Source organism: uncultured Kordia sp., from assembly GCF_947489565.1.
Taxonomy (GTDB): Bacteria; Bacteroidota; Bacteroidia; order Flavobacteriales; family Flavobacteriaceae; genus Kordia.
Genome location: NZ_CANLEA010000003.1, coordinates 52,835 through 67,840, shown reverse-complemented (window position 1 = coordinate 67,840; position 15,006 = coordinate 52,835). Strand labels below are relative to the sequence as shown.

Genomic DNA, 15,006 nt, shown 5'->3' with positions numbered 1-15,006 from the left:
CAGATTGCCACAAGTTTTTTCATAACTTTCGCAATGACGTATCTATTTTTATAAAAATCCTATATTTACAACATAAATCCAGAAAAAACATCAATGCCAGAACTCTTTACAAACGTTTGTGACGAACAGATTTTTAAAAATGTGTTTACGAAGCAATTCGCAACGGTTCGAAATTTCATTTATATCAAATGTAAAGATGAAGCGCAGGCAGACGATTTAACGCAGGATGCTTTTGTGAAACTCTGGAAGAATTGTGCAAAAGTGTCTCCCGAAAAAGCAGTTTCCTATTTATTTACCATTGTAAAGAATGCGTATTTCAATATTTACGAACATCAAAAAGTAGTGCTGAAATACAAACAAGTTAAACAGCGCAATGTGGAAATTGAAGATCCCGATTTTGTATTGCGAGAAAAGGAATTTCAACAGCAATTAACAGCTGCCATTAATGCACTTTCTGAAAAACAGCGCGAAGTTTTTTTACTCAACAGAATCGAAAAAAAGAAGTATAAAGAAATCGCGGAAATGCTAGGAATTTCAGTCAAATCAGTGGAAACAAGGATGCAACGCGCATTGATACAATTACGAAGTAGTATAAAAAATTATAAACTCTAACATAGGTTTTTTTTCGACAAAGCGGTTATACGTATATAATCCAAAATAAATAGCATATGCAACAGAACTATGATGATAACTTTTTAGCACGTTGGATGGCAGGTGAACTCACCAAGTCAGAACTTGCAGAATTTCAGAAATCTGAAGACTATGCTGATTATGCAAAGATTTTAGATACGCTAGATACGGCTTCTTTTTCTGAACCTGATGTGGAAGCAAATTATGCTGCTTTCCAAGTAAAGATTCAAAACGAATCCAAAGCGGAAATTATTGAAGAAACACCAACAAAAGCAAAGCGACTCGTTCCAAGATGGATATTTGCCGCAGCTGCAGCTTGCGTACTACTTTTTGTGGGCTATACGTTTATGTTTCAGGAAACGATTTACACTACGGAAGTAGCACAACAAACGGAATTTAAATTGCCAGATGATTCAGAAGTACAACTCAATGCTGATTCTAAAGTAACATTTACAGCGTTCAATTGGGAAAGCAATCGAAAGCTTAATTTAGAAGGAGAAGCATTCTTTAAAGTCAAAAAAGGAGAGACGTTTACCGTAACTTCCAATCAAGGAGATGTCACGGTTTTGGGAACACAATTTTCTGTAAATTCGAGAGTTGATACTTATATTGTACAATGTTATGAAGGGAAAGTAAAAGTGCAATTAAAAAATAGTGACACTATTATTTTGACCAAAGGAAAATCTATTTCATTGCAGAAAGGCAACTTAGAAAAGTATGATATTTATGAAGAAAAACCACAATGGTTGTTGAATGAAAGTTCTTTTTATAAAGTCAATATCAAAGAAGTAGTGGCGGAAATGGAGCGTCAATATGGAATAACAATCACAGGGAAAGAGCATTTAAAAGAGATCTATTTTTCTGGAAGATTCAAACATGACAATCTTATATCAGCTGCAAGAACAGTATTTGTTGCGATGGGAATTCCGTACACTATTACTGAAGGAAAAACAGTAGAAATTCGTTCACATTAATGAAAAAACTTTTAGCGTATTGTTTTTGCCTGTTTGTATTCCTAGCGAATGCACAAGAACAAAATATACGATATCAAGAAAAACCACTTTCAGACGTAATTCGCGATTTGGAACAGCGTTTTCAAGTGCGTTTTTCATACAATACAGCTACGCTTCAAGGAATTTTTATTTCCTATAATGGAATGGCAACATTGTCAGAAATGCTCTCCGTTATAGAAGCAAAACAGCAAGTAGAAATCACTGAAATTGATGCGGAGAATTTTGTAATTACGGAAGCTGCTGCGGTTGCAAAAGATGCTATTCGTCAATATAGTTTGGATGAAGTGGTGATTGTTTCCGAATATGTGACTTCAGGATTTGATCAAAATAAAATAAACAAAGCCATTACGCTACAACCGAATAAGCTGAATATTTTGGCAGGATTAACCGAACCAGATATTTTACAAAGTTTACAGCGTATTCCAGGCATTTCGAGTCCAACGGAATCAGCTTCAGCATTGCACATTCGCGGAGGAACGCCCGATCAGAATTTGGTATTGTTTGATGGAATTACCATGTATCACGGTGGACATTTTTTTGGAATGATTTCGCCGTTCAATCCACACATTACCGAACGTGTTGATGTATTTAAAAGTGGCGCAAGTACCAAATATGGTTCGCGTGTAGCTGGAATTATTGACATGCAATCGTTTGGAAAAGTTCCAGATGAATTTTCGGGTGGTATTGGAACAACAACCATTAATGCAGATGCTTTTGTGAAAGTTCCGATCATAAAAGATACATTGGGAATTATTGTCTCGGGAAGAAGATCGCTGACCGATGTTTGGGATTCGTTTACTTTCAATTCGCTCAGTGATCGTGTATTTCAACATACCAAAATCGAAGAAATTAATAACATTCGCGTCGAAGAAGAATTGAACATTCTTGAAAATAAATTTTACTTCACAGATTTCTTTGGAAAAATACTTTATCAACCGCATGAAGACCATAAACTTAGCGTCAGTACATTATTGATCAACAACAGTCTAAATCACGCAAGTGAAAATGTGGAACGAGAAGGTTCAGCAGATGCATTAAAACTTCAAAATAATGGCTTGAGTTTTCAATGGAATGGAAAATATGGTGATTCATGGGAAACAGACCTAAAAGTTCAGTATTCAAAATATGAATTGGAAAATACCTTCCGTGATTTTGTTGCAGGAGTCGATAACGAATCATATCGCAAAGAAAATATCATCAATGATTTTGGAGGAATTGCACAAGTGAGTTATCGTCCCAAAAAAGCACATACATTTACTGTAGGATATGAGTTTTCAGACTATAAAGTCAATTATGATATTATAGAAGCTGGACAAGATTTTACAGGAAATGAAATTGTACGCAGTGAACAAACCGTACACAGCGCATTTACAGAATATAAATATGCGGATGCGCATTGGTTTTTGAGAGTTGGATTGCGCGGAAATTATTTTTCGGACTTTCAAGATATTTATCTAGAACCGCGTTTGTATGGCGAGTATGCATTTGATGATTATTGGAAAGTGAAAGCTTCCGCAGAATTACGGAATCAAGCCATAAGTCAGTTGTTGACATTTGAATTTAACGAATTAGGATTAAGCAATGAAATTTGGGCCTTGGCAGACAAAGAAGATGTTCCAATATTGTCCAATCGACAAATAACCACAGGATTTGAATTCGCAAAAAATGGTTGGAAGTTAGATGTAGAAGGGTATTACAAACGCATTAAAGGACTTACTTCTTTTACACGAGGTTTTCGCACGGCAAATCAAATTGCAGAAGATTATATTTCTGGAAATAGCACTGTGTACGGAGTCGATGTATTGGTAAAAAAGAGAATTAAAAAAACGAGTTTTTGGTTGGGCTATTCACTAAGTCAAAACGACTTCCGATTTCCAAACTTACAAGCAGGAACTTTCTTTGGAAACTTTGACCAACGACATGTTTTATCATTGTCAAATACCTTTAATTACAAGAATTTCGAGTTTGCTTTTGGATGGCAATATACTACGGGAAAACCATTTACACAGGCTGCTGACATTATAGAATTTACAGATGATGAAGGCAATACAGATGTTGAAATCATTTATGAAGATCAAAATAACAAGCGATTGCCAGCGTATCATCGATTGGATGCAAGTGTGCTGTATGATTTCTATCTACAGAAAGAAAAAAACATCAAAGCGCGATTTGGCGTGTCAGTAATCAATCTATACAACAGAGAAAATGAGATTGATAAATTGTACAGAGTTGAAGGCGATACTACGCAACAATTGGTAGAACAAACAGATATCGGTTTGGGAACAACGTTGAATATGGTGTTTCGCGTGAATTTTTAGGTGTTGAAACTTCTTTAAAACGTCATTGCGAGAATTTAGAGGAAATTCGTGGCAATCTGTTTGTTTCAAATACAAACTCTTATATGCGATCGGCAGATTACTTCGTCATGTTTCCTCGTAATGACGTATTAAGGTGCTAAACGTCAGTTCGAGTGATTTTCGGAATAAAATGGAGAAAATTGTATCGAGAACAACTTAGAAATTATAGCAAGCTTCAGATGTGAAAACTCGCTTACTAATCAATATATAAAATACTTCTCTTCGGAATGGTAATGCCTTGTTTTAAAACCACAAAATCAGTGGTAACAGCCCAAATAGTTGTGTTTACTTGCATTAATTGATCGGTATGATCTTTAAAATAAATAGTGACTTTATTCTTTAACAAGTTTCCTAATTTTGTAGCACGATCTAAATAGTACGATCGTAAACTTCTTTTTCTTGGACTTTGTAAGATTTCTGTTTTAGAAAATTTTAATGTTGGAATATCTTCTTTTTGGATAATGCACGAAGGTGTTGTGTGATTCATAGCTTTTCAGTTTTATAGGAATGTAGTAGCATTTTTTACATGAAAACTTACAGAAACCTGCGTGATTTGTAGAAATTTAACATTTTAACGCATGAAATGTTATTTTGGAATTTTGCAGAAAGGTTTCAAAAAACAGACGCTCGCTCGTAAATCGAAAATGCAGTATCTTTGTTGAGATTACAAACAAAAAAGGTTCCCGCTTTCACGGGAAATGAATATGATCTACGAATTTAAAGGATACATTCCCGTTGTACACGAAAGTAGTTTTGTACATCCATTAGCAGCCGTAACAGGAAATGTAATTATTGGGAAAGATTGTTATATAGGACCTGGAGCAGCTATTCGTGGCGATTGGGGAGAAATTATCTTGGAAGATGGCGTAAACGTACAAGAAAATTGTACCGTGCATATGTTTCCAGGAAAATCGATTGTATTGAAAGAAAGTGCACATATTGGTCACGGTGCTATCATTCACGGTGCCAATATTGGTCGAAATGTGTTGGTTGGAATGAACACTGTAATTATGGACGATGCCGAAATTGGTGATGAAAGTATCATTGGTGCGATGGCGTTTGTCAAAGCAAAAACTGTCATTCCTAAACGTAGTTTGGTAGTTGGAAATCCTGCAAAAGTCATTAAACAAGTTAGTGATGAAATGATAGCTTGGAAAACCAAAGGCACACAATTATATCAACAATTACCAGCCGATTGTCATGAAACTTTACGCGAAGTCGAGCCGTTACGTGAAGTTCCCAAAGAACGTCCAACACAGGAAGCGTTTTATGATACCTTGCGTGATTTTATGGGGAAATAAACTTTAATTAAAAGCCCATATCTCCTCCAGAATAAGTTCCTACATTTCCATTTGAATGAGGATTTCGATCATGTTTTGTTCGTAGTTTATTTCTTTTTTCTTTTGTCATTATTTCGATTTCATCTGTAATCAAATCTTTAATGAGATAATACCAAACAAATGGTACCAACCAAATCAGTATTGAATTTAAAATCTTTTGTCTTTTTGTTAAGACAATATTTAGTGTAATCTTTTTTTGCACGTTAAAAGTGTAGAAAAAATATACTAGAAATAAAATAACTAAAAATACATAGGTAAGATTCACGCTGCAAATGGTTTATATATGTATATGTCAGTAATTAGTTTATAAAGTTACATATAACATAAATGTTTAGTGTAATAACAGTGCTACGTTCAGATCTAAATATTTAACATTCGTAACACCGCTTTTTCATAAATCGTTTTCACACGATCATATTCTTGCGGATTGCTGTTTAAAAAATGCTCAATCATCACGCCAGAATTGATTTCCAATACATAAAATGCTCCTGAAGTGGTTTCAATAACATCTACAGAACAAAAACGAATATTGATGGTGTTTGCAGCTTTTATAGCAAGTGTGGAAATATTTTCATTCTGAATGATTTCCGCTTGAGCGCCTTCGCCTAAATTACTTTTCCAATTGACTTCTATAATTTCCCCTTTCGGTGGAATATCACTAAAATTACGATCGCTTCTGTTAGAAAAAGAAGTAATGACGCTATCTAAGGTTTCGCCTGAAAATTTAGCTTGCAGCAATTCTAATATAGTTGAAACACCATCAGTCGTCACGAAAGGAATGTTTTTTTGGTACAACAATTCAACTTCTCCATCTAAAATTACAGCTCTGTATTCTTTCTTGATATCATAAAAAGGAGACAAACAAATGCTTCTATATTTTGAAAATAATTCATGAATAGCCTGTTCTAATTGTGTGATAGTTTTCACCAAAAACACACCATTCCCGCCAGTTCCATTGACAGGTTTGCACACAATATGCTGATCGTTTTTGTGAAAATAAGCGAGGATTTGTTGCCAATTTCCAAGACTGCCAACATACTTTTCCATATTCGGATTCAAGAATAATGTATGTTCAACTGTTGCAACATTCGCGGCTTTTAGCAAGTCAGAAGCAGCACTTTTATCACCAGCAATCATCTTTGCCGTGGAAGAGTTCAACTCAAAATTATAACCAAAAATATGCTTATGGACTTCATTTTTAGAAAGTTTCAAAATCCAATCATACGAAAAAGAATCAATGGTAATTCCGTGATCGTTGGCAATATCATATACAATACGAACTAAATTTCGCTTGCTGTTGAAAATAGTGGACATAAATACGAGGTATTGAAAATTTTAAAAAATATTAATGAGCTTCTTTTTCTTTCCTTTTCGCTATAAGGAATTCATCTAATAGTGTCAATTCAGATTTGATAGCTGTAACTTTTGTTCAATTACATTCTCCATATTTTCTCTTGACGCATGCTACAAAGTTACTTGTTTCGCTTTGATTTTTCTGACGAAGGGTTCCATAATTTTTACAGGATATTTTTTATGTGTGAGTAACTCTTTATTTGTTAACTTACTCGCTTAAAATTATCAATTATATACATGAAAATTACAAAAGTTCATAACATAACATTCGATACTGAAGAAACGATACAAAGCACTACGTTTGCAACATCAAATGAATTGGTAATGTTGTTGAGTTCAGGAGCTGTAGTTCGGTATACTATTGACAAACAAGAAGGAGAACATTTATTTTCTGTAAAAAGTAACTTTAGTTATCAAGATGGAGGTTTTGACATCAACGCCAAAACAACGATTTATACCTTGGACTCAATTGTGGTAATTGTGAATGATTATAAAAGACATGGATTTGTTCACTATCCTAATGAATACAAAAAGTTGCACTTATGGCGAAAAGATTATCATGCCGATATTTCTCGTTATCCAATAGCGTTATTTAAAAATAAAGACAATATTCCGCATTTAATATACAGTGAAGCGTGGAATCATGTGCAAATTATGAACTTAGATTCAAGACAAATACTCACAGCATCAAAATCTTTAATAGAAGAAAACGCAGAAGAACGACACCTTGAGTTTTATAAAAATTATAAAGAAGACACTAAACTTCCGTGGCCAAGACCTTTGGATTATTTTTATGGTGAATTAATGATGTCTCCCGATAACAAAATGTTTTTAAGTGCTGGATGGGCATGGGGTTCTTGTGATGCGTATACTGTTTTTGAAGTAGAAGATTTTATTGAAAACCCTAGAATTGCTGCGATACATATTGGTGGATGGGAACACAACGATCGAGCTGTTTGTTGGATAGCTAATGATACGGTTGCAGTTGCTTATAATCCAATCGAAGAAGACGATGAAGATGCTCATAAAGATTCGCCACAAGAAATTCATTTGTACAAAATTGAAGACAGGAAATCAGAAATTACGAAGAAAATTAAAGTAGAAGGATTGAATGTTGTCAATGCTAGAATTCACTTTAATCAAGAGTTAAATGTTATCGTTCTACATTCTAAAAAACAAGGAATCGCATTGATATCATTAGAAGGAACTGTTATATTTCATGATGCCAATATAAAGCCTGATGCGTATGATGCTAAAACAAATCTATTTGTGAAAACAGAAGGTAAGACGGTTACGGTGTATCAACTACAAAGCTAAATTAAACTAGCTGTAAAATTCTTCTGCTCCACTTTAGAGGTAGTGAATTAATCACATAAAATCGTTTAGATCATCTTTAATGATTTGTTTTTTATTTTTTCGTTGCTTCTTTATTCGCTCCGATTTATCTTTAGCAGCATACTCATTTTTGTCGGAATTAAAATGCATAGTGGCTTCAGCTAAAAAAGATCCTTGTTTTATCATTAACCCATTGTAATTACAATCTTCGTAGCCGCAATTGTGTTTTGAATATTCTCCAAAGTTTCGATGTTTAATTCTTTTATCAGCCAATATCTTTTGTTGATTGCTTCTTATATTTTCCCAGATTTGCCTTTCGTCGGCTACGGTTAATTCTTTTCCTAAAGTGATAAGTTCAAAATACGTTTGAGGATCTTTGAGTTGAAAAAAAGTAAATGTCTTTCCGAAAAAAACATTGGAGTAATCTCTAATTTCAATTTTTTCAGCAAGTGTCAGTTTTTCATTTTCACAAATAGATCTATATAATCCTAAGGTGTTAAAGTCAGTATACTTTTTATGATTGTCTATATAATGAATGTATTGACTTTTGCTTAGCTGATTGAATAGTTTTCCTATTTTCATAAGCTTATTTTTTTGTGTAAAACTCTTCTGCATCCACAACCAATGTTGTCAATTCCACAGTATGTCCATCCAAATCTTTGGTGTATATAGAATGAAAATAGTGATGATCTTTAAAAGTATAGCTGAGTCCTAAATCTTCATAATGTTTCCGAGCTTTTGCAAACGCTTCATTACTGACATGAAACGCAAAGTGATCAATTTTTACATTCTTGGAAGTTGGTACCAATTCAGGATCTTTCATATTGGCAGGAAACAATGCAATGCCTGTTTTTCCTGATAACATAAAAATAGGAAACTCGCCCCATTTTTCAAGTTGATAACGTTTCAAACCCAATACTTTTGTATACCAAGCTACGGATGCATTCATATCTTTTACAAGAATAGCTACATGATCTAAAAAATCGAGTTTAAAATCTGTCATTATAAAATAGTATTGGTTTCTAAAGATACTGAAAAGTAATATCGTTTAGTAATTAAATAATAAGTCTTAAAGTGAAATTGTAGCACAATTTATCATCTAAAACTTGATTTTTGTTAGGTAAAAACCATCACAAAGCAGCCAAATTTAACTCATGGGTTTGTTTTCCTTTAGAAAGTGCAATATAACTTTGAACACTTCCCAAATACGGAAGTAAGGTCAATTTTGTAATGATAAACTTCTCATACGCTTCTACATCTTCTACGACTAACTTTAGCAAATAATCAAAGTTTCCCGTAATACGATGGCATTCTACCACTTCTGGAAAGGTATTGATCTGCTTTACAAATCGTTCCAAATAACTACGTGTATGTCCTTGTAGAGTAATGCCGATAAAAACGGTTTGTTTTAAACCTAACTTCTTGGCGTTCAGTAAAGCAACATAATCATCAATATAACCTTCCTTTTCAAGCTTTTTAATACGCTCAAATACAGGTGTTGTAGACATCTTTAGTTCTTCTGCCAAACTTTTAGTTGTACGATTGCTGTTCTGTTGCAGCAACCTCAAAATTTTCAAATCGATTTGATCTAACTTCATAGGTTTTCAGATAAAAAATATAAAAAAGCCATATTAGATAGCTTCTAAAAGAAAAAAATATAATTATAAATCAAAATTAAAGAAAAAAACACTACAAATAATAATAGATAATAGTGAATTTGTTTTATTTAATTAGAAAAACAGTAGTTTTGTTCGCTTTTTAATAGAAAGTAACCTACTAATTAAAAAAACGCTCATGCCTATTGTACCGCTGAAAATGCCCAAAATGGGAGAAAGTATCTCGGAAGCCACTGTCATCAGTTGGATGAAAAATGTTGGAGATACTGTTGAAATAGAAGAAACCATTTTAGAAGTCGCTACAGATAAAGTTGATTCTGAAGTACCATCGCCATGTACTGGTGTGATTACAGAAATTCGTTTTCAACCGAATGATGTAGTTCCTGTTGGAGAAGTAATTGCTTTGATCAATGCTTCTGAAGATGGAGAAATCGCAGCGGAAGTTTCTAAAGAAGACCTACAAACAGAAGCGCCAAAAACGGCAAATATTCCAACTCCTACGAACAACGCTCACAATTCAGAATTCAACATTCAGAATTCAGAATTTGTAAGAAATCCAGATGCATTCTTATCGCCACTTATTGTAAGTATTGCGAAAAAAGAAAACATGACCATTGAGGAAGTGCAAAGCATTCCAGGAACAGGAGCAGACGGACGTATTCGCAAAAGTGATGTATTCAATTATCTAAAAAATAGACAATATCCGTTAGCGAGCAGACCGCAAATACAAGCACAACCGCAGCAACCAAAAAGCAGTTACAATCCGCCACCAATCAAATTTGTGGAAGGACATGACACTGTGGTAGAAATGGATCGCATGCGAAAAATGATCGCCGATCATATGGTGTATTCAAAACATACATCGCCGCATGTAACAGCATATATTGAAATTGATGTGACAAACATGGTAAATTGGAGAAATGCCAACAAAGTGCCTTTCCAAGAAAAATACAACCAACGTTTGACCTTTACACCTCTATTTGTAGAAGCAGTAGCAAAAGCAGTCATCGATTTCCCTGGCATCAATGCTTCGGTATCTGAAGATGGAAAGAAAATCATAGAACGTAAAGACATTAACATAGGAATGGCAACGGCGTTACCAAGCGGAAACCTGATTGTTCCTGTCGTTAAAAATGCCGACGAGAAAAACTTAAAAGGTTTGGCAGCAGAAGTAAATCATTTAGCACATGCTTCTCGCGAAAACAAGCTCAAACCAGAAGAAATTCAGGGAAGTACTTTCACGATCTCTAATGTGGGAACCTTTGGAAGTTTGATGGGAACACCAATCATCAATCAACCAGAAGTAGCAATTTTAGCATTAGGAATCATCAAAAAGCGTCCGGAAGTCATTACAACGGAAAAAGGAGACGAAATCGCAATTCGCAGCATGATGTATCTATCCTTGTCATTCGACCATAGAGTTGTAGATGGATATTTAGGTGGATCATTCTTACGAAAAGTAGGTGATTACCTAGAAGAATTCGATCCGAATAGGAAAATATAGAAACTGAATTTGAAACTGAACGTCACTTCGAGTGAAATTCTGCAAGAATTTAGTATCGAGAAGTACTATGAAATTATAAATGCTAAATGCTAAATTTTAAATTGAAAAAAGATTTCTTTTTAAGAGGTAAGCTAAGTATAAACAAATCAACAAAAAAACAAATAACAGGAGCAAAGCGACTCCAACAACCAACAACTAAACTAAAACACAAAAATCCCCTAAAAACTAATAACTACCAACAAACAACTAAAAAATGGCACACACGATAGAAATCACTAAAGCAGCAGAATCAAACGTTTCGAAACTTGATTTTGATAATATTCCCTTAGGAAGAACCTTTACCGATCACATGTTTATCTGCTCGTATGAAGATGGTGCATGGCAAACTCCAAAAATTCAACCTTTAGGAATGATTCCAACGCATCCAGCAGCCATGGCATTGCATTACGGACAAGCTATTTTCGAAGGAATGAAAGCTACTGTTAATGGCGAAGGAGATCCGTTATTATTTCGTCCAGAAGAAAATGCAAAACGCTTAAACTTCAGTGCACGTCGTATGGGAATGCCAGAATTTCCAGAAGAATTATTCGTAGAAGGACTCAAAAAGATTGTCGATATGGAACGCGGTTGGATTCCTCCACAGGAAGGAAGTGCTTTATATTTACGTCCATTTATGTATGCTACAGAACCATTTATTGGAATGCGTGCAGCGACGAGTTATCACTTTATCATCATTGCATCGCCAGCAGGACCTTTCTTTACAAAACGCATCAAACTGTACGCAGAAACAAAATTTATTCGTGCGGCCGAAGGTGGAACAGGAGAAGCAAAAGCAGCAGGAAACTATGCAGCAGCCATTCGTCCAACGGAAATTGCAAAATCAAAAGGATTCGATCAAGTATTATGGTTAGATGCGCATGAATTCGAATACATTCAGGAAGTAGGAACCATGAATATCTTCTTCAAAATTGACGGGAAATTCATCACACCAAGCCTAGACGGAGCAATCTTAGATGGAATTACGCGTAAAAGTGTCATCACTATTTTAGAAGACAACGGTTATGAAGTGGAACAACGTCCTATCAAGCTTTCTGAAATTATAGAAGCTTCCAACAATGGAAAACTAGAAGAAGCGTTCGGGACAGGAACTGCAGTCGGAATTGCCATGATTCAGGCAATCGGTTACAAGGACACGGAAATTCATGTATCTGACGAAAGTCCTGTAGGACAATTGGTAATGGATACCATCAACGGAGTTCGCGCAGGAAAACTAGAAGACAAGCACAACTGGATGGTTTCAGTTAGCTGATAGTATTGAGTATTGAGCTGTTAGTATAGAGAAGTTTCAAACGAAAATCGTTATGCCAGGCTTGACTCAGTATCACATAAAACTGAATATAGTAAAGCGTCACTTCGAGTGAATTTGTAGAGCAAATTAGTATCGAGAAGACTTTAAAACAAAAAAGTAAAAAGAAATGAGAAATTAGCTGTGATAGTATCTCAATACTCACTACTAAAAACTCATTACTAAATAATAAAACGTCACTTCGAGTGATTTTCTGTCACATTGAGCGCAGTCGAAATGAAAGAAAATTGTATCGAGAAGTACTTTGAAGTAAAATGTATAAATAGATATGAGGCATTAGTTGTGAAACACTCTCAATTCTCACTACTAATATCTCACTACTAAAGAAATATGAATAAAAACACACTACAAAAAGGATTCTCATTGCTTTGCACAGCAAAAGCTATGGCAACATTATACGAAGACAACTTTAAGCAAGTGTCAAAATATGTACATGCAACTTCACGTGGACACGAAGCTATTCAGTGTGCAGTTGGAATGCAGTTGCTTCCGCAAGATTATGCATTTCCATACTACCGTGATGACGCCATGTTATTATCTATCGGAATGCGTCCGTACGACTTAATGTTGCAATTATTAGCTAAAAAAGACGATCCTTTTTCTGGTGGAAGAACCTATTATTCGCATCCAAGTTTACGAGAAGCAGACAAACCAAAAATCCCACATCAATCTTCGGCAACAGGAATGCAAACCATTCCAGCGACAGGAGTTGCGATGGGAATGAAATACAAAGAAGTTCAAGGTATTGAAGATCAAGCAGCCAAAAATTCTCCATTTGCTGATACGCGTGATTTAAATCCGATTACCGTATGTTCGTTAGGAGATGCTTCGGTTACGGAAGGAGAAATTGCAGAAGCGTTTCAAATGGCAGCTTTAAAACAATTGCCAATATTATATTTAGTACAAGACAATGGTTGGGATATTTCGGCCAATGCAGCAGAAACCAGAGCGCAAAATGCGGCTGAATATGCAGAAGGTTTCAAAGGTTTAGACGCTGTTTCTATTGATGGTGCCAACTTTATAGAAAGTTATGAAACACTCGAAAAAGTCATCAAAACCATTCGTGAAGAACGTCGTCCTATCTTAGTACATGCCAAAGTTCCATTACTCAATCATCATACTTCTGGTGTGCGAATGGAATGGTATCGAGACGATTTGGAAGAAGCACGTTCACGCGATCCATATCCAGTGATCAAACAACAATTACTAGACAATGGTTTTTCAGAAGCTGAGGTTTCTGCAATTGAAACAGCTGCCATTGCACAAGTAAAAGCTGATTTCGATGAAGCAGTTCAGGCTGAAGATCCAACACCTGAAGATTTATTTACACATGATTTTGCGCCAACGCCCGTAACTGCAGAAGTAGGAGAGCGTAGTCCAGAACGAGAAGAAAAAGTCGTGATGGTTGATTGTGCATTATTTGCAGTAGAAGAGTTGATGCGCGAACACAAAGAATGTTTATTATACGGACAAGATGTTGGAGGACGTTTAGGTGGAGTTTTCCGTGAAGCAGCCACTTTAGCGCAAAAATTTGGAGACGATCGTGTCTTCAACACACCAATTCAAGAAGCATTTATCGTAGGTTCCACTGTGGGAATGAGTGCGGTTGGATTAAAGCCGATTGTGGAAGTTCAATTTGCAGATTATATTTGGCCAGGACTCAATCAGTTATTTACTGAGGTGAGTCGTTCTTGCTATTTATCAAACGGAAAATGGCCAGTATCCATGATTTTACGTGTGCCAATTGGAGCGTATGGAAGTGGTGGACCTTACCATTCATCTTCAGTAGAATCTGTGTTAACTAATATTAGAGGAATTAAAATTGCGTATCCAAGCAACGGAGCCGATTTAAAAGGGTTGATGAAAGCAGCGTATCACGATCCAAATCCAGTTGTCATTTTAGAGCATAAAGGTTTGTATTGGTCAAAAGTGCCAGGAACCAAAGGCGCAACGTCTATTGAACCATCGGAAGACTATTTGTTACCATTTGGAAAAGCAAATGTATTGCAAGAAATCTGGAAGCAAGATGATAAAGAAACCATGACGGTGATTACCTACGGAATGGGAACACATTGGGCAATGAATGCTTCGGAAGGACAACGTGAAAACATCGAAATTATCGATTTACGAACCTTATTCCCATTAGATGAAGAAACAATCATAGCATCGGTAAAAAAGACAGGAAAGTGCTTGGTAGTGACTGAGGAACCTGTAAACAATTCGTTTGCACGATCTATTGCAGGAATGATTCAGGAAAAATGTTTCAAATACTTAGATGCGCCTGTAATGGTCATTGGTTCTGAAAACATGCCAGCCATTCCGCTAAACAGCACCTTGGAACAAACCATGATTCCATCTACAGAAAAAGTGAAGAAGAAAATAGAAGAGTTGATGAACTATTAATGTATTTAATGCTGCAATTTGGCAATGTATTAATTTGACAATACGCTTAAAAAGCAAACCCTAAAAGTTAAACTTTTAGGGTTTATTAT

Annotated in this window: 14 protein-coding genes; 8 read left to right on the top strand and 6 right to left on the bottom strand. The window is 35.4% G+C overall.

The annotated features are described in order from the left end of the window. The first annotated feature begins 93 nt into the window (after positions 1-93). Genes Q0845_RS05050 through Q0845_RS05040 form a run of 3 tightly spaced genes read left to right on the top strand, consistent with a single transcriptional unit; the run spans position 94 to position 3,961 of the window. The gene (locus Q0845_RS05050; RefSeq protein WP_298510123.1) at positions 94-612 is read left to right on the top strand and encodes an RNA polymerase sigma factor; all 519 of its coding nucleotides are present in this window, start codon (positions 94-96) and stop codon (positions 610-612) included. 56 nt (positions 613-668) lie between these two features. Continuing rightward, the gene (locus tag Q0845_RS05045; RefSeq protein WP_298510120.1) at positions 669-1,604 is read left to right on the top strand and encodes a FecR family protein; all 936 of its coding nucleotides are present in this window, start codon (positions 669-671) and stop codon (positions 1,602-1,604) included. Further along, positions 1,604-3,961, top strand: a complete 2,358-nt coding sequence (locus Q0845_RS05040; RefSeq protein WP_298510118.1) for a TonB-dependent siderophore receptor — start codon at positions 1,604-1,606, stop codon at positions 3,959-3,961. The genes Q0845_RS05045 and Q0845_RS05040 overlap by 1 nt, the downstream gene beginning before the upstream one ends. 235 nt (positions 3,962-4,196) lie before the next feature. Here Q0845_RS05040 and Q0845_RS05035 read toward each other — a convergent pair whose 3' ends face one another. Further along, entirely contained in the window at positions 4,197-4,487 is a 291-nt protein-coding gene (locus Q0845_RS05035; RefSeq protein ID WP_298510115.1) for a hypothetical protein, read from the bottom strand. 217 nt (positions 4,488-4,704) lie between these two features. Between Q0845_RS05035 and Q0845_RS05030 the strand changes: the two genes are divergently transcribed. Next, positions 4,705-5,301 carry a transferase hexapeptide repeat family protein gene (locus tag Q0845_RS05030; RefSeq protein ID WP_298510113.1) on the top strand — a complete coding sequence of 199 codons (597 nt, stop codon included), beginning with the start codon at positions 4,705-4,707 and terminating at the stop codon, positions 5,299-5,301. A gap of 7 nt (positions 5,302-5,308) precedes the next feature. Here the strand turns inward: Q0845_RS05030 and Q0845_RS05025 are convergent, their stop codons facing one another. Both Q0845_RS05025 and Q0845_RS05020 read right to left on the bottom strand, forming a co-directional pair. Next, the gene (locus Q0845_RS05025) at positions 5,309-5,542 is read right to left on the bottom strand and encodes a hypothetical protein (protein WP_298510110.1); all 234 of its coding nucleotides are present in this window, start codon (positions 5,540-5,542) and stop codon (positions 5,309-5,311) included. 158 nt (positions 5,543-5,700) lie between these two features. Beyond that, the gene (locus Q0845_RS05020; RefSeq protein ID WP_298510108.1) at positions 5,701-6,654 is read right to left on the bottom strand and encodes a hypothetical protein; all 954 of its coding nucleotides are present in this window, start codon (positions 6,652-6,654) and stop codon (positions 5,701-5,703) included. Positions 6,655-6,930: 276 nt separating this feature from the next. Between Q0845_RS05020 and Q0845_RS05015 the strand changes: the two genes are divergently transcribed. Then, entirely contained in the window at positions 6,931-8,010 is a 1,080-nt protein-coding gene (locus Q0845_RS05015; protein ID WP_298510103.1) for a hypothetical protein, read from the top strand. Positions 8,011-8,061: 51 nt separating this feature from the next. Here Q0845_RS05015 and Q0845_RS05010 read toward each other — a convergent pair whose 3' ends face one another. From Q0845_RS05010 to Q0845_RS05000, 3 genes are all read right to left on the bottom strand, one after another. Further along, entirely contained in the window at positions 8,062-8,610 is a 549-nt protein-coding gene (locus Q0845_RS05010) for a hypothetical protein (RefSeq protein ID WP_298510099.1), read from the bottom strand. A 4-nt stretch (positions 8,611-8,614) separates the two neighbouring features. Next, complete coding sequence (locus Q0845_RS05005; RefSeq protein WP_298510096.1) at positions 8,615-9,031, bottom strand: VOC family protein; 417 nt, start codon at positions 9,029-9,031, stop codon at positions 8,615-8,617. A 127-nt stretch (positions 9,032-9,158) separates the two neighbouring features. Beyond that, positions 9,159-9,626 carry an Lrp/AsnC family transcriptional regulator gene (locus Q0845_RS05000; protein WP_298510093.1) on the bottom strand — a complete coding sequence of 156 codons (468 nt, stop codon included), beginning with the start codon at positions 9,624-9,626 and terminating at the stop codon, positions 9,159-9,161. Positions 9,627-9,822: 196 nt separating this feature from the next. Here Q0845_RS05000 and Q0845_RS04995 point away from each other — a divergent pair, with 196 nt between their 5' ends. The 3 genes from Q0845_RS04995 (at position 9,823) to Q0845_RS04985 (ending at position 14,917) form a co-directional block, all read left to right on the top strand. Next, positions 9,823-11,148 (top strand): dihydrolipoamide acetyltransferase family protein, encoded by a 1,326-nt coding sequence (locus tag Q0845_RS04995; protein ID WP_298510090.1) that lies wholly within the window; start codon positions 9,823-9,825, stop codon positions 11,146-11,148. 253 nt (positions 11,149-11,401) lie between these two features. Beyond that, positions 11,402-12,457, top strand: a complete 1,056-nt coding sequence (locus Q0845_RS04990; protein WP_298510087.1) for a branched-chain amino acid aminotransferase — start codon at positions 11,402-11,404, stop codon at positions 12,455-12,457. A gap of 387 nt (positions 12,458-12,844) precedes the next feature. After that, positions 12,845-14,917 (top strand): thiamine pyrophosphate-dependent enzyme, encoded by a 2,073-nt coding sequence (locus Q0845_RS04985; protein ID WP_298510084.1) that lies wholly within the window; start codon positions 12,845-12,847, stop codon positions 14,915-14,917. Positions 14,918-15,006: the final 89 nt, after the last annotated feature.

Bases quoted from the DNA above. Each gene is read 5' to 3' on its own strand.
- Q0845_RS05050 (WP_298510123.1), top strand. From the start codon at position 94: ATGCCAGAACTCTTTACAAACGTTTGTGACGAACAGATTTTTAAAAAT.
- Q0845_RS05045 (WP_298510120.1), top strand. From the start codon at position 669: ATGCAACAGAACTATGATGATAACTTTTTAGCACGTTGGATGGCAGGT.
- Q0845_RS05040 (WP_298510118.1), top strand. From the start codon at position 1,604: ATGAAAAAACTTTTAGCGTATTGTTTTTGCCTGTTTGTATTCCTAGCG.
- Q0845_RS05035 (WP_298510115.1), bottom strand. From the start codon at position 4,487: ATGAATCACACAACACCTTCGTGCATTATCCAAAAAGAAGATATTCCA.
- Q0845_RS05030 (WP_298510113.1), top strand. From the start codon at position 4,705: ATGATCTACGAATTTAAAGGATACATTCCCGTTGTACACGAAAGTAGT.
- Q0845_RS05020 (WP_298510108.1), bottom strand. From the start codon at position 6,654: ATGTCCACTATTTTCAACAGCAAGCGAAATTTAGTTCGTATTGTATAT.
- Q0845_RS05015 (WP_298510103.1), top strand. From the start codon at position 6,931: ATGAAAATTACAAAAGTTCATAACATAACATTCGATACTGAAGAAACG.
- Q0845_RS05010 (WP_298510099.1), bottom strand. From the start codon at position 8,610: ATGAAAATAGGAAAACTATTCAATCAGCTAAGCAAAAGTCAATACATT.
- Q0845_RS05005 (WP_298510096.1), bottom strand. From the start codon at position 9,031: ATGACAGATTTTAAACTCGATTTTTTAGATCATGTAGCTATTCTTGTA.
- Q0845_RS05000 (WP_298510093.1), bottom strand. From the start codon at position 9,626: ATGAAGTTAGATCAAATCGATTTGAAAATTTTGAGGTTGCTGCAACAG.
- Q0845_RS04995 (WP_298510090.1), top strand. From the start codon at position 9,823: ATGCCTATTGTACCGCTGAAAATGCCCAAAATGGGAGAAAGTATCTCG.
- Q0845_RS04990 (WP_298510087.1), top strand. From the start codon at position 11,402: ATGGCACACACGATAGAAATCACTAAAGCAGCAGAATCAAACGTTTCG.
- Q0845_RS04985 (WP_298510084.1), top strand. From the start codon at position 12,845: ATGAATAAAAACACACTACAAAAAGGATTCTCATTGCTTTGCACAGCA.